Source organism: Psychrobacter sp. AOP7-C1-14 (genome assembly GCF_052376135.1).
GTDB lineage: Bacteria > Pseudomonadota > Gammaproteobacteria > Pseudomonadales > Moraxellaceae > Psychrobacter.
This window is the reverse complement of the sequence record NZ_JBQSVH010000015.1, coordinates 1-23139: the sequence shown is the minus strand read 5'-3', so window position 1 is coordinate 23139 and position 23139 is coordinate 1. Positions and strand designations below refer to the sequence as shown.

Annotated in this window: 16 protein-coding genes; 4 read left to right on the top strand and 12 right to left on the bottom strand. The window is 43.6% G+C overall.

Annotated features, from left to right (window positions below; translation table 11 throughout):
- Positions 1–88: 88 nt before the first annotated feature.
- The 8 genes from ACT3QN_RS10255 to ACT3QN_RS10220 all read right to left on the bottom strand — a co-directional run bounded on the left by ACT3QN_RS10255 (position 89) and on the right by ACT3QN_RS10220 (position 12822).
- On the bottom strand, positions 89–1741 hold the full coding sequence (locus ACT3QN_RS10255) for a BCCT family transporter (RefSeq protein WP_444523489.1): 1653 nt from the start codon (positions 1739–1741) through the stop codon (positions 89–91).
- A gap of 243 nt (positions 1742–1984) precedes the next feature.
- The gene (locus ACT3QN_RS10250) at positions 1985–3628 is read right to left on the bottom strand and encodes a BCCT family transporter (protein ID WP_444523490.1); all 1644 of its coding nucleotides are present in this window, start codon (positions 3626–3628) and stop codon (positions 1985–1987) included.
- Between the two features lie 167 nt (positions 3629–3795).
- Positions 3796–5043 (bottom strand): PQQ-dependent sugar dehydrogenase, encoded by a 1248-nt coding sequence (locus ACT3QN_RS10245; protein ID WP_444523491.1) that lies wholly within the window; start codon positions 5041–5043, stop codon positions 3796–3798.
- 197 nt (positions 5044–5240) lie between these two features.
- Positions 5241–7838 carry an ATP-dependent chaperone ClpB gene (gene clpB, locus ACT3QN_RS10240; protein WP_444523492.1) on the bottom strand — a complete coding sequence of 866 codons (2598 nt, stop codon included), beginning with the start codon at positions 7836–7838 and terminating at the stop codon, positions 5241–5243.
- 299 nt (positions 7839–8137) lie between these two features.
- Positions 8138–8719 carry a L,D-transpeptidase family protein gene (locus tag ACT3QN_RS10235; protein ID WP_444523493.1) on the bottom strand — a complete coding sequence of 194 codons (582 nt, stop codon included), beginning with the start codon at positions 8717–8719 and terminating at the stop codon, positions 8138–8140.
- 98 nt (positions 8720–8817) lie between these two features.
- Positions 8818–9612, bottom strand: coding sequence for an SDR family NAD(P)-dependent oxidoreductase (locus ACT3QN_RS10230; RefSeq protein WP_444523494.1), 795 nt, complete (start codon positions 9610–9612; stop codon positions 8818–8820).
- Positions 9613–9683: 71 nt separating this feature from the next.
- Positions 9684–11387 (bottom strand): AMP-binding protein, encoded by a 1704-nt coding sequence (locus ACT3QN_RS10225; protein ID WP_444523495.1) that lies wholly within the window; start codon positions 11385–11387, stop codon positions 9684–9686.
- 304 nt (positions 11388–11691) lie between these two features.
- The gene (locus ACT3QN_RS10220) at positions 11692–12822 is read right to left on the bottom strand and encodes a DNA topoisomerase IB (protein ID WP_444523496.1); all 1131 of its coding nucleotides are present in this window, start codon (positions 12820–12822) and stop codon (positions 11692–11694) included.
- A 180-nt stretch (positions 12823–13002) separates the two neighbouring features.
- Between ACT3QN_RS10220 and ACT3QN_RS10215 the strand changes: the two genes are divergently transcribed.
- Positions 13003–13455, top strand: coding sequence for a GNAT family N-acetyltransferase (locus ACT3QN_RS10215; RefSeq protein ID WP_444523497.1), 453 nt, complete (start codon positions 13003–13005; stop codon positions 13453–13455).
- Positions 13456–13571: 116 nt separating this feature from the next.
- On the opposite strand, the gene ppnP is transcribed toward ACT3QN_RS10215, so the two are convergent.
- From ppnP to ACT3QN_RS10195, 4 genes are all read right to left on the bottom strand, one after another.
- Positions 13572–13856 carry a pyrimidine/purine nucleoside phosphorylase gene (ppnP, locus tag ACT3QN_RS10210; RefSeq protein WP_444523498.1) on the bottom strand — a complete coding sequence of 95 codons (285 nt, stop codon included), beginning with the start codon at positions 13854–13856 and terminating at the stop codon, positions 13572–13574.
- 44 nt (positions 13857–13900) lie between these two features.
- Positions 13901–14996 (bottom strand): peptide chain release factor 2 gene (gene prfB, locus ACT3QN_RS10205; protein WP_444523499.1). Its coding sequence is split into 2 segments (ribosomal slippage): positions 13901–14923 and positions 14925–14996, totalling 1095 coding nucleotides; the frame shifts between segments, so codons are not numbered across the junction.
- A gap of 127 nt (positions 14997–15123) precedes the next feature.
- Positions 15124–15816: an HAD family hydrolase gene (locus tag ACT3QN_RS10200; protein WP_444523500.1), complete on the bottom strand. Its 693-nt coding sequence runs from the start codon at positions 15814–15816 to the stop codon at positions 15124–15126.
- Positions 15817–15975: 159 nt separating this feature from the next.
- A complete protein-coding gene (locus ACT3QN_RS10195) occupies positions 15976–16512 on the bottom strand; it encodes a gamma carbonic anhydrase family protein (RefSeq protein ID WP_444521700.1) in 537 nt (178 codons plus the stop codon).
- A 614-nt stretch (positions 16513–17126) separates the two neighbouring features.
- Here ACT3QN_RS10195 and carA point away from each other — a divergent pair.
- The 3 genes from carA (at position 17127) to greA (ending at position 22612) form a co-directional block, all read left to right on the top strand.
- On the top strand, positions 17127–18368 hold the full coding sequence (gene carA / locus ACT3QN_RS10190) for a glutamine-hydrolyzing carbamoyl-phosphate synthase small subunit (protein ID WP_444523501.1): 1242 nt from the start codon (positions 17127–17129) through the stop codon (positions 18366–18368).
- A 158-nt stretch (positions 18369–18526) separates the two neighbouring features.
- Positions 18527–21805, top strand: a complete 3279-nt coding sequence (gene carB / locus ACT3QN_RS10185; protein WP_444523502.1) for a carbamoyl-phosphate synthase large subunit — start codon at positions 18527–18529, stop codon at positions 21803–21805.
- A 330-nt stretch (positions 21806–22135) separates the two neighbouring features.
- Positions 22136–22612 carry a transcription elongation factor GreA gene (gene greA, locus ACT3QN_RS10180; RefSeq protein WP_444523503.1) on the top strand — a complete coding sequence of 159 codons (477 nt, stop codon included), beginning with the start codon at positions 22136–22138 and terminating at the stop codon, positions 22610–22612.
- The last annotated feature ends 527 nt before the right edge of the window (positions 22613–23139 follow it).

Below are 23139 nucleotides of genomic sequence, written 5' to 3'. Positions count from 1 at the left end.
TTTTTTATTAAAGATATTGAACATCCATAAAAATACCCAGCCTATGACAAGCTGGGTATTTTTGTAGCCAGAAAATAAACTCTAAATCTTAAGTGTCTTTCTCAAGTGCTGGTGGGCCTTTTAGCAACTCTTCGTCACGGAACTCATTGGCCGAGTTATGCTCTGCCGACTCTTCTGTGGTAAACCATTGCTGATTGCGATACAGTATCAAGCGGTCTCGACTAAGACCACGCAATAGAGAGTACATCATCACGACAATCACAATAGCAAAAGGAAATCCTGAGACAATCGATGCCGCTTGCAATGCGCTCAATCCACCTGCTGCCAATAATACAGCAGCGATAACACCTTCAGAACCTGCCCAAAATAAGCGCTGGATCTTTGGCGGATTGGTATCACCACCTGATGTCAGCATATCGATGACAAAACTGGCTGAATCTGACGAGGTAACAAACCATAGGACAATCATCACCACGATGAGCAAGTTGACCGCACCCGTCAATGGATAAGATTCCATCAATTTAAATATAGCGCTACCTGTATCAGCTTTGACCGCTTCGATCAGACCTGGACTAGCAATATTGGGATCCGCTGCTGCCATCAGTTCCATATTTACCGCAGAACCACCAAAAGCAGTAAACCATAAAAATAAAATTGTGACAGGAATGAACAACACTCCTAATATGAACTCACGAATGGTGCGTCCTCGAGAGATACGGGCAATAAACACCCCAACGAATGGTGACCAGCTGATCCACCATGCCCAATAAAATATCGTCCAAGAGGACTGCCAGTTTTCTTCACCCTTATAAGACTCTGTCCAAAGACCTAATGGCACAATTTGATGTAAATAATTGCCAATATTCTCTATCACACTATTAAAGATAAATTGGGTTTGCCCAAAGATAATCACAAAACTTAGTAATATTATAGTGAATAATATATTAATATCACTTAGGCGCTTGATACCTTTATCAAGTCCCACAAACAGGGACAACCCTGCTAACATCGTGATAATACCTATCAAGATAATTTGCACCGTAATACTATTAGGGATGCCAAATAAGGTCTCAAGACCTGAGTTAATCTGTAGGACGCCAAGACCTAACGTGGTCACTACCCCAAACATCGTACCGAATACCGCTAATATATCTACCGTATGACCCCACCCGCCATAGATCTTTTTACCCAACATTGGATACAAGGTTGAGCGTATCGCCAGTGGTAAGCCTACCCGGTAATGGAAGTATGCCAGTGATAACGCGACCATGCCATAAAGCCCCCAAACATGAAAACAGTAATGAAGGAATGAGATGTTCATCGCTTGTTTTGCAGCAGCAACGGTTTCTGGTTCTCCTAATGGCGGTGCCATAAAGTGATACAGTGGCTCAGCGGTACCCCAATAGAGCAGACCAATACCAATACCAGCCGAAAACAACATACCAACCCAAGAAATAAGATTGTACGCAGGTCTTTCGTTTTGATGACCAAGCCTGATATCGCCATACCGGCTAAATATCATATAAATACTCATAGCCAATGTTAAGTTGACCACGACGATAAAGAACCAGCCAAAGCGCAAAGAAACAAATGCTTTTGCTTGATTGAATACTATCTCTGCTTGCTCGTTGAATAATGCGCCAAAGATAATAAAAGCAAGTATCAATATTGCTGACGTCAAAAATACAGGTTTACTTACCCGCGGAAAAGGGCCTACTCGGCCAACTTTTACATGATCCATAGGTATTCCCTAAAAAAAGTGCGTAACCATACCAAGGTATGAGCCAATTATCAAATATAACACCTTGTAAATACTGCCGAATGTATAGAAATGGTAGTAACATTTTGGTAATAATTTTCAACAATCTGTATTTGTCCTGAATAAATTTAAATATATGCTCCAAATAAAGAAGCCCCAATTTAAAAATAAATTGGGGCTTCTTCTATTAAAAGCTAAACCAGATGTCTTACTCTTAACTGCTTTTTAGTCACCTTTAACAATCTTAGGTGGTCCTTTTAACAGATGCTCATCGACAAATTCGTTCGCTGAATTATGGTCTGCCGATTCATCTGTGATAAAGCGTTGTTGCGCACGGTATAAAATCAAACGATCACGGCTTAAACCACGTAATAACGCATACATCATAACAAAGACTACTAAGGCAAACGGTAGTCCCGCTACGATAGCCGCCGCCTGTAGGGCAGACAGTCCACCGGCCGCTAGCAAGATAGCAGAGATAACACCTTCTGTTGTTGCCCAAAACAAACGCTGGATTTTTGGTGGGTTGGTATCGCCACCAGCAGTCAACATATCAATGACAAAGCTAGCAGAATCTGACGAAGTCACGAACCATAGCATAATCATGACGACAATCATTAGCGTGATTGGTTTTGCCAATGGATAGTACTCGACCAGTTTAAAGATAGCACTACCAGTATCCGCTTGTACTGCTTCAACCAATCCTGGGCTAACACCTGACACAGCAGAAGCAAGCTCCATGTGAATAGCAACGCCGCCAAAGGTTGTAAACCAGAAGAACAAAATTAGCATTGGAATCAGTAGTACACCAAGCGTAAACTCACGAATCGTACGACCACGAGAGATACGAGCGATAAAGATACCAACGAATGGTGCCCAGCTAACCCACCATGCCCAGTAAAATATCGTCCAACCACTCTGCCAATCTGTTTCGCTATAAGCCTCACCCCATGTACCTAGAGGTACAATCACAGTCAGATAGTTGCCGATGTTTTCGATAAAACTATCAAAGATAAAGAGCGTTGGTCCTAAGATAACCATAAACGCTAACAAGACGATAGTGAAACCAATATTGATATCACTAAGGCGCTTAATACCTTTATCCAAACCCATTAAGACTGAGGCTGCTGCTAGCGCTGTGATGAAAGCAATCAAACCAAACTGTACCATTAAGCTGTTAGGTGTGCCAAACAGCTTCTCAAGCCCAGCATTAATCTGCATGACCCCAAGACCAAGTGAGGTTACCACCCCGAACATAGTGCCAAACACGGCTAAAATGTCGACTGTATGTCCCCATTTACCGTAGATTTTTTTACCAAGTAAAGGGTACAAGGTTGAGCGTATAGATAACGGTAAGCCTCGACGGAAATGAAAATACGCAAGAGACAATGCTACAACCGTATAAATTGCCCAAGCATGAAGCCCCCAATGCATAAACGAGATGTTCATTGCCTGTTTTGCAGCTTCAACACTTTCCGCTTCGCCAAGTGGCGGTGCCATGAAGTGATACAACGGCTCCGCTGTACCCCAATAAACCAGTCCAATCCCTATACCGGCAGAAAACAGCATGCCAATCCACGAGAATAAACTATATTGCGGCGTCTCAGTTTGAGCACCTAAGCGAATATCGCCATAACGACTCATGGCCAAATAAATACAAAGTGCGAGCGCGACATTGACTAAGATAATAAATAGCCAACCGAACTTATCGGTAATAAAACCTTGTAAAAAGCTAAAAAGTGCCCCTGCTGTTTCGGTGAAAAGTGCACCAAAAATAATAAAGCCAATAATCAGCAGTGACGATGTAATAAACACAGGTTTACTCACCCGTGGAAAAGGTCCTAATCTGCCTACTTTTACTTCTTCCATGTGCAATTCTCAAAATTCAAGGAACATTACCTTAACAAAATAGGCCTTAACTATCAATCTATTACAAAATAAAACTTGATAAAACTATCAATTTACTCTAGAAGAATTAAACAGTTTTATTATAATAATTAAAGACACATCTACATAAATATGTCATCAATTCGATATTATTTGGGTAATAATCTAAGTAATTGTGCGTCATTACCGTCTTCAAGTGTCCACACTTGTCCGTCTACTGCTAACACACTGCGTACGCGCTCACCCATGTCATAGCGATAACGTTCAGCGGCGGTATTGTCTTCGCTTATGTCCACTACGACAAGTGCTTTAGATGATAGGCCACTGATAAGCGCATTGCCTTGCCAGCTAGGAAAGTCATTGTGATCACCTGCCGCATAGATACTCATGGCAGATGGTGATATGACAGGCGTCCAAGTGATTTTAGGTGCCGAAAACTCTGGCTTTGTATTATGATCAGGAATATCTAGACCTGAATAATTGCGTCCATTGGATACAACTGGCCAGCCGTAGTTATTACCCTTTTCAATCATATTGAACTCATCACCGCCTTTTGGTCCCATCTCATTCACCCAAAGCTGTCCACTACCGTCAAACGCCATACCAAGCACATTGCGATGTCCGATGGTCCAAAACTGTTTGGCTATCTCATTGTCAGTAAATGGATTGTCTGTTGGGATAGATCCATCAGCATTTAGACGGATGACTTTACCTAAATTGACACTCATATCTTGTGCTGGCGTTTTTTCTTGGCGCTCACCTGAGCTAATATATAGATAGCGCCCATCAGGTGAAAATAGCAAACGATGACTATAGTGTCCCTGCCCTGTAACTTTGGGAGACTGTTGCCAGATAGGCGTGATATTTTGCAACGTGGGTGTGGCTGACTCCAACCCTGAAAGTGTCGCTTTGACAACTTTAGCACCAAATTTGTTGCTATCACCTCCCGTTCCTGCTTCCGCATAGCTAAGATAGACAGTACTAGAAGTCGCAAAATCTGGTGATACAATAATATCTCCCAAGCCGCCTTGACCACCATAAGCCACTTCAGGAACACCTTTGACTTCTGTCTTGTTACCTGTCGCTGTATCTACGATGAATAGCTCACCTGTTTTTTGTGTTACCAGTAGTTTCGATTCTTCGCTATTAGTACTGGGTAACGCTGTCATAGCCCAAGGCTCATCAAAGGTTGCAACTGCTTTAGTCGTAAAGTCAGGCTTGCTAGTGTCTGTCTGGGCGTCTGTGACTGAACCCTCTTGATAGCCTGTGGCAGTACTTTTGTTATTGCTAGAATTCACTGCTGAAGGATTGGAGCAAGCGGATGTGCTAAACAGCAACGCTGCAATGATTATCGGTGAAGTTAAGGGTGCGCTTATACGTTCGATACTGATTGTCATCGTTCTATTTCTCCATTCAGTTTATAGTGATACTACTAGCTATTCATTTAGTTATAGCATACTCATAGCTTTCAGACGGTAAAAAAACCGTAACACAAAGTACGCTACTTGAATAAAAAAACCCTTACCTACATCTGTAGATAAGGGGTTGAAATTAAGAGTAACGTTAGATCATAAAGAGTAAAAAACTTGATTGATTAGCTCATTCTAAGCTTCTCAAAAGTTAGCTTGTCATCTGCGCCAACATCGACTTTGATGATATCACCAGCGACAAAATCACCTGCCAATAGCTTCAATGACAATGGGTTTTCGATCTCTTGTTGAATGGCACGTTTGAGTGGACGCGCGCCATAGACAGGGTCATAACCTACGGCAACCAATTTGCTCATCGCATCTGCTGACAGCTCAATATCCATCTCACGTTCTTGGATACGCTGGCGTAAGCGATCCAATTGTATATCCGCGATACCCGCCATCTGCGACATACCAAGTGGATGGAAGACAACGATTTCATCAATGCGGTTGACGAACTCTGGACGAAAATGCTGCCCAACAGAGTCCATGACTTCTGCCTTAATATCATCATAGTTTTCACCAACCATCTCTTGAATTTTATGCGAACCCAAGTTACTGGTCATAATAATCACCGTGTTTTTGAAATCTACTACTCGACCTTGCGAATCCGTCAAACGACCATCGTCCAATACTTGCAGTAAGATATTGAACACATCAGGATGCGCCTTTTCCACTTCGTCGAATAATATGACACTATATGGTTTACGGCGTACCGCTTCAGTCAATGTGCCACCTTCTTCGTAGCCAACGTATCCTGGAGGTGCCCCGACCAAACGGCTGACACTGTGCTTCTCCATATACTCACTCATGTCGATACGTACAATCGCATCTTCAGAGTCAAATAAGAAGTTTGCTAGTGACTTAGTCAGCTCCGTTTTACCAACACCAGTAGGCCCCAAAAATAAGAACGAACCAGAAGGACGATTGGGATCAGACAGACCTGCACGGCTACGACGGACCGCATTGGCCACCGACTGTACCGCTTCGTCTTGACCAATCACACGCTCATGGAGCTTTTCTTCCATTGCGACCATCTTGTCGCGCTCGCCTTGCATCATTTTACTGACTGGAATACCCGTCGCGGCTGCAACCACCTCTGCGATCTCATTGTCTGTGACCTTATTACGTAGCAACTTCACACCGCTACCTTCCACTGTCTGCTCTTTTTGCTCAGCCAGATCAGACTCATTAATGCGTCGTTCTAACTGCGGAATGGTTTCGTATTGCAGCTTACTCATGGTCTCGTAGTCGCCTTCTCGGCTGGCTTTGTCATAGGCAATACGTGCTTTATCCAGCTCGTCTTTTAGCTGTTGACTGCCTTTGACCAATGCTTTCTCTGCTTGCCACACTTCATTGAGATCAGCGTATTCTTTTTCTAACTCTGCTATTTGCGCATCCAGTACTTTACGCTCGGCTTGCGCGCCAGCATCTTCTTCATTTTTGAGTACTTCACGCTGCATTTTTAGCTGAATCAAGCGGCTATCAAGCTTACCTAGTGACTCAGGCTTGCTGTCCATCTCCATCCGCAGACGACTGGCCGCTTCGTCAATCAGATCAATCGCCTTGTCTGGTAGCTTGCGATCCGTGATATAGCGATGACTCATGCGCGCCGCAGCGATGATGGCACTATCTTGAATATCGACGCCATGATGCAGCTCGTAACGCTCTTTTAAGCCGCGTAATATCGCAATAGTATCTTCAACTGTTGGCTCATCGACTAAGACCTTTTGGAAACGACGCTCAAGCGCGGCATCTTTTTCGATGTACTTACGATATTCATCAAGCGTCGTTGCCCCGACACAATGCAGCTCGCCACGTGCTAGCGCAGGTTTTAGCATATTACCCGCATCCATTGCACCGTCTGATTTACCTGCACCAACCATTGTATGCAGCTCATCGATGAATAAGATAACATTGCCTTCTTGCTTAGCCAAATCGCTCAACACACCTTTGAGGCGCTCTTCAAACTCACCACGGAATTTCGCCCCTGCGATTAATGCACCTAAATCTAACGACAGCACTTCTTTGCGGCGTAGACCTTCTGGCACATCACCATTGATGATTTTCTGTGCTAAGCCTTCAACGATAGCTGTCTTACCCACACCCGGCTCACCGATAAGTACAGGATTGTTTTTGGTACGGCGTGATAGCACTTGAATGGTACGGCGAATCTCTTCGTCACGGCCAATGACGGGGTCGAGCTTGCCAAGTTCTGCTTGCTCAGTCAGATTAATCGTGTATTTATTGAGTGCATCACGCTGATCTTCTGCGTTTTGGTTGTTGACGGTATCATCGCCGCGCAATTGCTCGATCACCGTTTTTAGTTTACTGGCTGTTACGTCTGCACTTTCAAATATCTTTTTGGTTTCGCCTTGCTCAGCGAGTGCCAACATCACCCATTCCGTCGCGATAAAATCATCGCCTTCTTTTTGCGCCTGACGATCTGCCAAGTTTAAGATTTTTACCGAGTTTGGGTTTAAGTTGACTTCGCCTGTCGGCTCTGAAATCGTTGCTTGATTATCTAATGCCTTTGCAACGCCATTTTTTAACGCTGGAATTGAAGCATCTGCTTGTTGGCAGATGGACAAATTAGACTCATCTTGTAGCAACACGGCAAGCAAATGCACAGGATCGATACCTGTATGATCGCGTCCTAATGCTAGGCTTTGTGCTTCTTGAATGGCTGACTGCAGTTTTTGAGTAAATTTCTCAAATCTCATGTCTATATCCTTTTATAATTGGTATTTTCAGTCGTCGCGCTAGACGCTAGCGGCCACTGTTATCTGTCACTTATATAAGGTATATATACATTTATTTCAAGATAATTGTTAATAAAACCTTACTTAAAACAATGATATTTTATTATTAATATTATTTAAAGGAGTTATTAATTCCAACTAACTTAGTTTGAAATACAAGCTATGTTCTTTTATTAGAGTAAGTACAGAATAAATACTTGTTAAATATGATAGTAAGTTACGTACCTATTTAGCATCGACCTAATCACAATCGGGCTATGCTACTCTACGATTTCAATAGGAGTGCCAATCGTCACGGCTGCCATAATAGTATCCATCTCATCATTGGTAACTGCGATACAACCATCTGTCCAATCACGCTGCTGGTTTAGCCAGCCCAAATGTCCAAAGCCATTCATTTGCCCATGAATCATGATATCGCCGCCTGGGCTGACACCCAATGACGTCGCTCGCGCCTTATCCTCAGTATTCGGATAACTAATATGGATAGAACGATGCGCAATAGAGTTCTCATTTTTATAATCTAATGTATAAACACCAACTGGTGTGCGCTGATCGCCCTCTTGCTGCTTATGACCAGCTGGGCTATCTCCAAGCGCAATACGATATGACCGTATGACTTTGCCATGGCTCATGAGTTGCAATACACGGTCTGATTTATCAACAAAGACTCGATCGATCACTATAGAAGAAGGAATTGGACTTTTGTTTTCTGAAGTGGTTTTGACATAAGCGATAGCACTGGTGCTTACAAATACAGCAAAGCTAAGACTGATGAATGTAAGCAACCTATAGGTACGCGGCTTGTCTAACTGATGAGGTCTTTTGCAAAAAAATGACACGAAACTTGATCCTTATTATTAACGCTCAAAAACGATTAATAATACTGTATCAAAGAATCATGCCAATTTTTGTGCAAGAATGATGAAAATTACGTGGACTACACCATACGAATCGCACCGTCTAAGCGAATGACTTCACCATTCAGATAAGCGTTATCGATGATATGGGTCACCAATTTAGCAAACTCATTGGGAGCGCCTAAACGTTTAGGATATGGCACACCCGCCTCTAGCTGTTCGCGTGCCTTTTCAGGAATGGTATCCATCATTGGTGTGGCAAAAACCCCTGGGGCTATCGTCATGACACGAATACCGTGACGAGCTAACTCACGAGCCAGCGGCAATGTTAGACCGACCACGCCTGCCTTAGACGATGAATAGCTGGCTTGACCGACTTGACCATCAAAGGCTGCAATAGATGCCGTATTGATAATAATACCTTGATCTATGTTACCTTCTTCATTGCCTTTTTCTACAGTGCTGTCATTGGCTATACGCTTGGCAATGCTCGCTGCGACCAAACGTGCAACGTTAAATGAACCGACCAGATTAATATTAACCCCGCGACTGAATGACTCAAGATCTGCTGGATTATTGTCACGGTCTAGCAGCTTCTGTACTACTGCGATACCTGCACAGTTGACTGAACCTTGTAGGCCACCAAAAGCTTCTTCAGCCATCTCAACTGCTGATTGTACTTCATCGCCATTAGTAATATCACAGCGTACAAAGCGTGTACTGTCACCAAGTTCAGCGACTAACGCTTGCCCAGCGTTTTCATTTAGGTCAGCAATAACGACATTACCACCTTGATCTACAATCGCACGAGCCACCGACTCACCCAAACCCGATGCACCGCCTGTGACTAAAAAGCTATTTTGTTTAACTTGCATGATTATCCCTTTCAGTTTTTACTTTTCATTAGATATTTTTTATTCAACCTATAAACGCTTTACCAATTCATTTACGCAGCAGACAGACTACGCAGCAAAAAGCGTTGAATCTTACCACTTGGCGTTTTTGGTAATTCTGTCACAAACTCGACCTCACGCGGATAAGCATGAGTTGATAGACGTTTGCGTACCAGCTCTTGGATGTCTTTAGCAATCTGCTCGCTACCTTCGATACCGTCTTTTAGCACCACATAAGACTTGATAGTATGACCGCGCACTTCGTCTGGCACGCCTACCGCCGCAGACTCTGCAACGGCCTCATGCTCTAATACAGTGTTTTCGACATCAGTAGGCCCAACGCGGTAACCTGCGGTAATAATGATGTCATCATCACGCCCTGAAAACCAGTAACTGCCATCACTATGACGCTCGACCACATCGCCTGTCAGATAGTAATCATCTACAAAGGCTTGTTTTTCATTCCAGCTATAACCACGGAAGTAAAACGCAGGTGACTGACTGACAACGACTGCTAGCTGTCCTTGCTCACCATCTGGTAATACATTCATATCATCATCTAATACTACTAGGACGTGGCCTGGTAGCGCCATACCCATCGAGCCAACAGGACAGTCATGCGCTAGTGCATGATGTGCACAGCAAGTCATGCCAGTCTCTGTTTGCCCATATTGATCTTTTACCTGACAAGCTAAGTACGTCTCGACCCAGTTGACCACCTCGGTATTCAGCGTCTCCCCTGCCGAGTTAGCACAGCGAAGAGACAGTTTGGCATTTGCGTCGTTATGAGCGTCCTCAAAAACGCCGCTAGATTTCATCATGCGAAATGCCGTTGGTGAAGATGCCAAATTGGTAATCTTGTGACGTACCATGAAATCACGGGTATGGTTCGCATCAAACCCTGCTTCATTAAAATAAGTGGTGACGCCTAATAATAGTGGCCCTGTAATAGCATAGTACAAACCATATGCCCAGCCTGGATCCGCCATGTTCCAATACTGATCATCTTCGCGTAGGTCGATGGCATAACGCATATATAAATAGAAAGCCGGTAACGCAGCTAATGGAACACTGACGCCTTTTGATTTACCAACCGTACCTGAGGTGAACATCTGCAAAAATGGTGCGTCCGTATCAAGCGTGACTGGCTCTATCGTCTGCGGCTGTGCTGCCATGGACTGAGTATAGTGGTCATCACCCCACGTCTGAGCATCATCAGGACTGCCAACCAATACCATCTTAGTTTGCGCGGCTAAGTCTTCAAACTTACTGCGGTTCTCTAGATTGGTAAAAACAACTTTGGTGTCGGCTTTGTCCATACGGTATTTGATTGAGTCATAGCCAAAAGCAGTAAATAGTGGCTGATATACAGCTCCAATGCGCCATGTTGCCAATACGACGGTGAGAAGCTCAGGCGTACGCGGCAGCATAGTCGCTACTTTGTCTCCCGTTTTTACCCCATACGACTGTAGCAAGTTGGCGACCTGCGCGCTTGCTTTATCAAGCTCACCAAAGCTCATGCGCGTGATATTGCCTAAGGTATCTTCATGTACTAACGCAGGATTGTCAGCGCGGCCATCACGTACATGACGACCACAGCAAGCCATATAAGCATTTAAACGATCGTCCACATGCTCGCCAAATATTTCTGACAGCAGTGTATTCATCTCAAAATGATTATAGTAATCGGTATAATTTTTTGGTGTGACGGTAGTATCTATATCAATATTCGTCGGGGTTTGAGTGGCGGTGTTCATAAGCTAATCCTTTAGCAATAGTAGGTAACTGGTAAAATGGTATTTATGATTGAAAAACGGTCACATCCTATAGACCATTTCATATGTTCGTATTTATCATGCTCTATTAGTAACGCATTTTTATACTTATTTCAATACATAACGTATCATTTTTATTTTATAATAATAGGGATACCTTATAACTATTTATCATTAATTCGCTATAAACCAATACAGACATCTACAACGACCAATGCCTGATAGCAAGTTTTCAATTTGTTGTTAAAGAGTCAGCATTCTACTATTGCTATATAAAACCTCACACCTAAACATCAGCCCTTAAGAATCCTAATAACGCCTTCTCTTCACAGCTTTGGTATTGTTTGGTTCGTCCACGGCGCGCTTGTTTGTAAGTTTCAAAGAATTGCCCTGCCAAAAAACGCTCAATGACAATAGGATGAATATAAGAGGCGCGGCATACAGTTGGCGTATTACCCAGCTCTGCTGCCACACTTTTTACCATATCAGTGACTAATTGCTGTCGCTCAGCGCTTTCTGGTGCACTATCTAATATGCTAGCGCCTGCAGACGTTTGTAGCTCATCATATAGGTAGCTTGCCGCAAGCACACTTGCCATCCATGTGCGAAAATCTTTTGCGCTGTATAGTTTGCTCTCACAATCCATACCGCACGTATGCATGCGCAGATACTCGTTGATATCGCTACTGTCGACAACTTGTTTGTGCCCGTTGTCATCTAAATATTTGAATATCTGATAGCCTGGCAGCTCGGAGCAGGCTTGTACGATGTCAATCAATCGCTCGTCTTGCAACTCAATATGATGCTCTTTTGCACTCTTTCCGACGAAATCAAACGCCAGCCCATTATCGGTTTCACTGACATGCTTACTGCGTAGCGTACTCAGACCATAGCTTTTATTGAGCTTGGCATAACGGCTATTACCCACACGGATTAATGTGGTCTCTAGCAACTTAACGACGGCAGCGAGTACATTGGTACGCGATAAGGACTCTGCTTCCAAATCTGCCTCGACTTGCGCACGCAGATTGGGCAGTGCCTCTGCAAATCCAATCATTGCATCAAACTTTGCTTGGTCGCGGATATTGTTCCATGACGGATGATACAGATACTGCTTACGTGACTTTTCGTCTCGTCCTGTCGATTGCAAATGACCTCTTTCATCTTGGCATATCCATACTTCTGACCACATGGGCGGTATCACCAATGCATCAAAGCGCTGACGCAATGCTTTGTCTTTTACCGTGTTGCCCGTTGCATCACGATAAGTAAAGCCACGACCCCAACGTCTGCGCTCGTAACCTGGCTCATCATCACTCACATAACGCAAATTGGCTCGGCGCGCGAGGTGCTCGTAATCATGACGCACGTCTCTAGTCATTGTCTGCTGGCTTGTCTTTATTGTTGCCTTTGTCATAAACCTATATACCTTTTAGAATTCATGGTTTTAGCATAATTAATGACGGTAGTTTTTGCTGTTTGCTTGGCGCAGAGAATGTGTAAGGCTGTGTAAAATAAAGCGGATATCAGGGTACTCAACTATAGAGTTTTAGGGCATAATTCAGTGACTATCAAAACTTAAGTTGAATAAAAAATAATGAAAAACACTTCTATCAAAACAGCACCACTCTCTAGAGCCAACTATGACTTTTGGTTGGTATTATGGCAAGACTATTTGAACTTTTATGAGACTGCCTTACCCCTTAGCGTCATAGAGGCAACATGGCGTAATATTTTAGATGATAACGTAGCCATTTATGGATTTGGCGCGTGGGAACGTGATGTGCTCGTAGGCTTTACACATGTGGTACTACACCCCAATACTTGGAACACTACTGACTGTTGCTATTTAGAAGATCTATACGTGAGTGAAAATGTGCGCGGTCAAGGCGTTGGACGTGCGTTAATCGAACAGGTTTATGCTTTTGCCAATGAGAAAGGCTGCAACCGTGTCTATTGGGTAACGCAAGAAGATAATACATCTGCACGTAAGCTATACAACAACATCGCCAGCTTGACCGATATGGTGCAATACCGTAAGAACCTATAAATCGTACTTGTTTGTTTTATCTTTTGAGGTTAGCTCGAGAATACAATACACAAAAAAACGCTAAGCATTTTATGCTTAGCGTTAATTGTTCTAATACCGATATAGCTTAACAATCGTTATTTACCATATACACATAGATAAGCAGTTTCGACCGCTACTTTTACTTGAAACTTTTGATTGGCCTCAACGGTAAACTGCTCGCCAGCGTTAAACGTTTGCCACTCATCACTCTCTGGTAGACTGACAGTCAATGCACCGCTCACCACACTCATGGTTTCAAATTCACTGGTACCAAACTCATACTCACCAATTTCCATGACGCCGACGGTCGCAGGCTTAGTCGCTGTTTGAAAGGCAATAGAAGTTACTTTGTCATCAAAATAATTATTAACGCTTGGCATAATTTTCCTTAATTAAATATTAGTTACTATTTTAAAACGGCTGCTTACAACCCTGCTTTTAGACTCGCTTCAATAAACTGATCGAGGTCACCATCTAGCACAGCACCCGTGTTGAAGGTTTCAACGCCCGTGCGTAAGTCTTTAATACGTGAGTCGTCAAGCACGTACGAGCGGATTTGACTACCCCAGCCGACGTCAGACTTACCGTCTTCGACCGCTTGCTGTGACTCCATACGTTTTTGCATCTCAAGCTCATAGAGCTTAGCACGTAGCATTTTCATCGCCGTGGCTTTGTTACCATGTTGACTACGCTCATTCTGACACGTCACTACCACGCCCGATGGCTCATGGGTAATACGTACCGCAGAATCTGTCGTGTTTACATGCTGACCACCCGCGCCAGATGAGCGATAAGTATCGATACGCAAATCAGCTGGATTGATATCAATCTCGACATTATCATCAATCTCAGGCGAGACAAACACCGCAGCAAACGACGTATGACGTCCGTTATTACTATCAAATGGTGACTTACGTACCAAACGGTGGACACCAATCTCGGTGCGCAACCAACCAAACGCATAGTCACCTTTGATCTCAATGGTTGCCGACTTAATGCCAGCAACACTACCTGATGACACTTCAATCACGTCGACTTTGAAGCCATGAGCTTCTGCCCAGCGTGTATACATACGCAGCAGCATTTCAGCCCAATCTTGCGCTTCAGTACCACCACTACCAGATTGGATATCCAAGTAGCAGTTGTTTGGATCCATCTCACCGCTAAACATTCGGCGGAATTCTAAATCAGCAACGCGTTGCTCTGCGCTATCTAGCTCGCTCTGCACGTCAGCTAGCAATGATTCATCTTCTGCTTCAACTGCCAACTCTAGCATAGCAGACGCATCTTCTAATGTGGTTTCAAGAGAGACCACCACATCGATAACACCATCCAGATGACTTTTTTCTTTATTAATTTTGGTCGCGCGCTCTGGATCGTTCCATAGCTCGGGGTTTTCTAATTCTAAATTGACTTCTTCTAAGCGTTCTTGCTTACCATCGAAGTCAAAGATACCTCCGCAAGTCCTGCCCACGCTCTGATAAGTCTTTGATCTGTTCTTGATACGGATTAATTTCCATGAATATTCCTGTTTTCTAATAAAAATAAATAACGAATACGGCGCTATTTTAAATGAGATTGAGCATAAATGAGTGACTAATTGTCACTAATGTCAATGTTGCTACTCTTACTAGATTGAAAAGCTTGTTAGATTGACCAGTCTTCTACGGCCCAGCGATGTGCCAAGGCGTGCGCATGTAACGCTTCATCGGGTGACACACAAACGGCTACATCAGCCCATTCTAGTAGTGGAATATCATTTTTGGAATCCGAATACGCGTATGTTTTTTCGAACGTTATACCAGCTGTTTGCTGTTTACCCAGCCATTTGTCTAGATGGTATATCTTGCCCGCCTGAAAGTTTGGCTTATCGATGAGCTTGCCTGTATAGCGATTGTCTTTGATCTCGAGTGGCGTCGCCAACACATTGGCAGCTTCAATACCAAAACGCTTAGCAATGGCGGATACCACAAAATCATTGGTCGCAGAAATAATCACCACATCATGACCTTGCTCAATGTGTTGACACAGTGCTTCCATCGCTTTTGGGCGAATATGTGGCTCGATTTCGCTTTTGATATAGTCTTCTCTTAGCTCATCAAGTCTATCAAGCGGTAGACTGCTTAAAAACTGCGCGACGAATTCATTGTATTCTGTCGCGTCTAGCGTACCTTCAATATAATCATTATAAAATTTCTGATTAGCCGTGCGGTATTGTGCCTCGTCAACAAGGTCATGCTTTACGATATACTCACCCCAGAGATAATCGCTATCGACATCAAGTAATGTATGATCTAAATCAAATAATGCCAGTTGTTTTTGTGCTTGATTTGCCTGCATGGTGAGACCTTATCGTTGGTTGCGAAAAAATATGAATTGTTTAATAAAATTGGATACAGTTATCTACTAGGGCTGAGCGCAGCTCTTGAACAGCACAGCAATTAAATATTGCTCACACCTTGTAATATATCCGTTTGGAATTGCTTCAACTATTGACCTTTAGTCAGGCATCGCTATTTCTGTCAAGCCTGTTTTGAATTTTTGGCAACGCTCAGCATAATGTAGTGCTGACATTTTTAGCATGGCAGCTTGCTCATCTGTCAGTGTCTTGACCACTTTTGCAGGCGCGCCCATCACTAGCGAGTTATCTGGAATCACCTGACCTTCAGTAATTAGTGCTTTTGCCCCTATCAGGCAGTTTTTACCTATTTTGGCATTATTGAGCACCACTGCACCTATACCAATCAAGCTGTTATCACCGACTTCACAGCCGTGTAACATAGCCAGATGACCGATAGTCACGTAATTACCAATAGTCACTTTGATACCTGCATCAGTATGAATCACACTGTTTTCTTGCACATTACTATAGTCGCCGATATGGATACGATCGTTGTCACCGCGTATCACTGCACCAAACCAGATATTGGCTTGATGGCCTAAATATACATCGCCCATCACTTGCGCTGAATCTGCTACCCAACCGTTGAACGGTACGGCGAATTCAGGGGTTTTGTCTAAATACTGATAAATCATAACGACTCCTTGTTTTAATCAATCCTATAGAGATTAGATATATTGCCAAACGTGCTTTGCCTATTGTTTAACTACTATTAAAGACAGCTTTGATTTGGCTTTCTGATATCCAAGCTATTTTGAACCGACCATGTATTCATTATAGTTATAAAAGCTGGGTCTGGGTCTAGCTCTGCGCTGTCCATTGTGGCAAAGCCAACTGTGAAAATCCAGCGCTATTAATATACGCTTGATATTGAATTTGATAAAAGGGAAAGTAGTTTATATTTACTTAGGCTATTTCTATAAGGTGACTATCTTTATGAAGTCCTCATTATTAGCCACGAAATGACTATTAATCCAGTGAATCGGCTAGCTATAAACATCTATTTTGTATATAATACGCAAAATCTGTGCCTAAGCGAGCGGACATGATGCAAGTTACCTATTCACTATCTAGTGGGTTTTGTAGTTTCCATCAATAATGTCTTCTCGCTTTTTTGTGGAAAATTTTTGTGTATCGCCCTTTTTTTACCTTTATATGACAATCGTCAAATGCCGTAAATAAAAGGATACGGAGCAATTTTAGACCAACAAAACATGATGGCACTCACCAATAACAGCGGAGGCAATCCTTGAATTCATCGGCAGAAATACAAGCAATTTTGGCACTAGCAGACGGTACAATTTTTCGCGGTGTGAGTATCGGCAGCTTAGGTCATCGTATTGGTGAAGTGGTATTCAACACAGCCATGACAGGGTATCAAGAAATCCTAACCGATCCTAGTTATGCCCGCCAGCTGGTGACTTTGACTTATCCTCACATCGGTAATACAGGCACCAACAGCGAGGACACAGAATCTGGCAACGGTCACAAAGTATGGGCAGACGGTCTTATTATCCGTGATGCCACTATGGCAACCTCTAACTTCCGTAATTCTGAATCACTCAGCGACTACTTACAGCGTAACGATACAGTGGCTATCGCTGAAATTGATACGCGTCAGCTGACTCGCCTGTTACGTGATAAAGGCGCTCAAAACGGTTGTATCATGACCGCTTCGAATGGTGAGACTATCAGTAGCGATGATGAGCAAAAAGCGATTGAGCTAGCACAAGGATTTGCTGGTCTAAAAGGCATGGACTTAGCAAAAGAATGCTGCACGACCGAAAACTTTGAATGGACAGCAGGTACATGGGATTTGTCAGACACTCTACTTAACCGTGATATCCCTGGTAGTCATGATAGCGGTACTGGCGGCTTCTTTAAGCAACTCGGCACTCACATCGATGCTAAATACAACGTTGTCGCTTATGACTTCGGTAGTAAAACAAATATCTTACGCATGCTCGTCGACCGCGGTTGTCACGTGACTGTCGTGCCAGCGCAGACTCCTATCGCAGACGTGCTAGCATTAAACCCAGATGGCATCTTCTTATCAAACGGCCCTGGCGATCCTGCAGCCTGTGATTACGCAATCGATGCAGTACGTCACATCATTGAACAAACTGACGTTCCAACCTTTGGTATCTGCTTAGGCCATCAGCTGATTGGTCTGGCTAGCGGTGCAAATACCATTAAAATGAAAACTGGCCATCATGGTGCCAACCATCCCGTACAGGATTTGGCGACTGGCACGGTGATGATTACCAGTCAAAACCATGGTTTTGCGGTTGATGAAGACACACTACCTGACAATGTACAATCTACTCATCGCTCATTATTTGATGGTACTAACCAAGGTATCGAGCTGACCAATAAGCCAGTATTTAGCTTCCAAGGTCACCCAGAAGCCAGCCCTGGCCCACATGACTGCGCGCCATTGTTTGATAAGTTTGCCGATATAATGGAACAGTCTAAAACTGCCCAAGCGTAAACGGTCGATTATAATTACATAATAAGTAAAAGCTTGAATCGCCCATAGCGGTTTAAGCGATCTTAAGTAAAGTAAAACGCGGTAAGTATAAAACGCCATGAGCGTTATCAAAAATAAAGATTACTCAAATTATCACCCAAACGAAGGTAGCTCTAACTATGCCAAAACGTACCGACATAAAAAGCATTCTTATCATTGGCGCAGGCCCTATCGTCATCGGCCAAGCATGTGAGTTTGACTATTCAGGCGCACAGGCGTGTAAAGCACTAAAAGAAGAAGGCTACCGCGTCATCTTGGTCAACTCAAACCCTGCGACCATCATGACTGACCCTGTCATGGCGGATGCCACCTATATCGAGCCGATTACTTGGCAGACCGTTGAGCAAATCATTGCCAAAGAGCGTCCTGACGCAATCCTACCAACGATGGGCGGACAGACCGCACTAAATTGTGCGCTAGATTTAGACAAGCATGGCGTACTGACCAAATATAGCTGTGAGTTGATTGGCGCGACCAAAGACTCAATCGAGATGGCAGAAGATCGCGACTTATTTGACAAAGCGATGAAGCGTATCGGCCTTGAGTGCCCGCGTGCTGAAACTGCTGAAACCATGGAAGAAGCCTTTGCTACTCAAGAAAAAATGGGCTATCCATGTATCATTCGTCCGTCATTCACCATGGGCGGTTCAGGTGGCGGTATCGCGTATAACCGCGATGAGTTCATTGAAATCTGTGAGCGCGGTTTTGATCTATCACCAAACCATCAACTACTTATCGATGAGTCACTCATTGGTTGGAAAGAATATGAGATGGAAGTGGTTCGTGACAAAAACGACAACTGTATCATCATCTGTGCCATCGAAAACTTTGACCCAATGGGTGTGCATACAGGCGACTCAATCACTGTCGCACCAGCGCAGACTTTGACCGATAAAGAATATCAAATCATGCGTAACGCATCACTCGCGGTATTACGTGAAATTGGTGTAGAAACAGGCGGATCAAACGTACAGTTCGGTATCAACCCTGATACTGGCCGCATGGTCGTCATTGAGATGAACCCACGTGTATCGCGCTCATCTGCCCTCGCTTCAAAAGCCACTGGTTTCCCGATTGCCAAAATCGCAGCAAAACTAGCGATTGGTTATACCTTAGATGAATTGCAAAATGACATCACGGGTGGTAAAACGCCAGCGAGCTTTGAGCCTGCGCTTGATTATGTCGTGACCAAGATACCTCGCTTTAACTTTGAAAAATTCCCACAAGCAGACAATATCTTATCGACTCAGATGAAGTCAGTTGGTGAAGTGATGGCAATTGGTCGTAACTTCCAAGAGTCTATGCAAAAAGCCCTACGCGGCATGGAAACAGGCGCGGACGGCTTCGATGAGCAGATTGATTTTGCGGCTATTAAAGACGGTAAGCTCAGTACTGAAAAAGCGCGTAGCGAGATTATCAACCGTTTAACGATTCCAACGCCTGAGCGTATCTACTACGTCGCTGATGCGTTTCGCATTGGTATGAGCGTCGATGAGGTGTTTAACTTTACCAAAATTGACCCATGGTTCTTGGTACAAATCGAAGACATCGTTAAAACAGAAGCTACTGTTAAATCACTCGGCTTTGGTGGCTTGACTGAAAATAATTTACGTAGCTTTAAACGTAAAGGGTTGTCTGATTTACGTCTTGCTAAATTGCTTGGTGTTTCCCAAAAGCAGCTACGCAAAAAGCGTTGGGATCTAAACGTCTATCCAGTCTATAAGCGTGTCGATACCTGTGCCGCTGAGTTTGCGACTAGCACGGCTTATATGTACTCAACGTACGATAGCGAGTGTGAAGCCAACCCAACAGACAAAAAGAAGATCATGGTGATCGGTGGCGGTCCTAACCGTATCGGCCAAGGTATCGAGTTTGATTACTGCTGTGTGCATGCAGCGCTTGCCATGCGTGAAGATGGTTACGAGACCATCATGGTCAACTGTAACCCTGAAACGGTTTCAACCGATTATGACACTTCTGACCGCTTGTACTTTGAGCCGATCACGTTAGAAGATGTGCTAGAGATCGTCCGTATTGAAAACCCTGATGGCGTGATTGTACAGTTCGGTGGTCAAACACCATTGAAACTTGCTCGTGCACTAGAGTCAGCAGGCGTTAAAATCATCGGCACCAGCCCAGACGCCATCGACCGCGCTGAAGACCGTGAGCGCTTCCAGCACATGATTCAGCAGCTTAATCTAGTGCAGCCATCGAACGCATTAGCAACCAGCTTAGAAGATGGCTTGGTTAAAGCAAAAGACGTAGGCTACCCATTGGTTGTACGTCCATCTTATGTATTGGGTGGCCGCGCGATGGAAATTGTCTATAACGAAGACGAGCTAAGACATTACCTACGTACTGCGGTACAAGCATCAAACGAAGCGCCTGTCCTACTAGATCGTTTCTTAGATGATGCTATCGAAGTCGACGTAGACTGTGTCTGTGATGGCACTGATGTCGTCATCGGCGGTATCATGCAGCACATCGAACAGGCTGGTGTCCACTCAGGTGACTCAGCATGCTCATTACCACCATACTCACTGTCTAAAGAGCTATGTGATGTGATGCGCGCGCAGACGATCGCCATGGCAAAAGAGCTAGGCGTTGTCGGTCTAATGAACGTACAGTTCGCCGTAAAAGGTGAAACCGTATACATCTTAGAAGTGAACCCACGTGCTGCACGTACGGTACCATTTGTCTCTAAGTGTATCGGTACGTCGTTAGCACAGGTTGCTGCTCGCTGTATGGCTGGCACTTCACTTAAAGACCAAAGCTTCACGACTGAAATTGTTCCAGCATTCTATGCGGTCAAAGAAGCGGTATTCCCATTCGCTAAGTTCCCAGGTGTTGATCCAATCTTAAGTCCTGAGATGAAATCAACGGGCGAAGTTATGGGCGTCGGCAAAACCTTTGGGGAAGCATTTTACAAGGCTATTATTGGTAGTAATGAGCGTCTGCCAGGTCTACCGACTGAAGGCGAGACAAAAACCGTCTTTATCTCAGTTCGTGACAGTGACAAAGCCCAAATCGCTCCGATTGCTCGTCAGCTTGCAGACTTTGGCTTTAAGATTGTCTCGACCACTGGCACACAAAAAATACTGAGCGATGCTGGGATCGAAAGTCAGCAAATCAACAAGGTTACTGAAGGTCGCCCGCATATTGTTGATGCCTTGAAAAACGGCAAAATTGACCTTATCATTAATACTACTGAAGGTAAGCAGGCACAAGAGGATTCATTCTCTATTCGCCGTAGTGCGCTACAAGGTAAAGTATTCTACGTCACCACGTTAGGTGCCGCAGATGCCGTTTGCAAATCTTATGCGATTGACTTACCGTTTGATGTCTATAAGTTACAAGATTTGCATGAACAAGCAAAGTCTATTGACGTGGCTGAATAATTTCAGTAGATTAAGCATAACCGTTAGGCTTGCCTAAAAGCTCACTCAGATGTGGTTGTTTGCTTTACATATAGCCAACCATGCTTGAGGAACGATACCTTTACTGTGATAGACCTAAAAAGCATAGTGGCTAAATTGCGACTATGCTTTTTATTACGTAAGCTTAAGTGCGTCTATGCTTGAATTGAGGTGAAATACACTCACAAATGATAGCCAACTTATTTATTACATCGTCTTAATTATCACTCTTTTATATTTTATATCCATTGCAACAACACTGACACCATCTCATTATGAGGTGGTGTGGTGTTATTGGTTTAAGGAAAAAACATGCAACGTTACCCAATGACTCCGCAAGGACACGCAGCTTTAGAAGCCGAATTAAAACAGCTAAAAAGTGTCGACCGTCCACGCATCACAGCATCGATTGCTGAAGCACGCGAACATGGCGATTTGAAGGAAAATGCTGAATACCATGCTGCCCGTGAGCAACAGGGTTTTTGTGAAGCGCGTATTCGCGATATCGAAGCGAAACTTGGTGGCGCTCAAGTCATCGACCCTTCAGCTCTACCACAAGAAGGCCGTATCGTTTTTGGCGTCAGTGTCGTGATCGAAAACATGGACACTGAAGAAGAAAAACAGTACAAAATCGTTGGAGATGATGAAGCTGACTTTAAAGCTGGCAAAATCTCAGTCAACTCACCAATCGCTCGTGGTCTGATTGGCAAGTTCGAAGGCGACGAAGTACGCATCGAAACGCCAAAGGGCGTGGTTGAATACGAAGTCATGAAAGTGATCTACGGCTAATAGATATATTGTACTTTAATCTAAAAATTTAACGCCCTCAATTAGAAATAGTTTGAGAGATGACCTTTAGACAATAGCTTTTATTTCAACGGTTGCGATTGGCTACTTTGCCATTCAATTCCGCAGATAAAAGCTATAATACGCATGAATAGTATTTACACTATTTCGGTTACATAATGCTGCTTTTAACCATGATTTGTTTTGGCGCATAATTATTTGAGTTTGAGAGCACAACAGCTTCAATATTAAGTCTATTCAATAAGAAGTATTTAAGATTGAATAACTTTTATACGAGTTAGCACTGCTGCGCTTTCACTAAAAATAATAATGACCTGATCGCAAACATAGGCTAATATCAGCACGACTACCCTCGTTATTTGGCATATTTTTTGGTGTCATTTAGCGGGGGTTTTGTTTGTCTAAGCATTATCTACTGCTGTATTACTGACTACTATTTTTGAGGAAATACTTATGATTACGAACGATAGTTTTCAAACATCGACTGCTAAAACGACAACTGCTAAAAC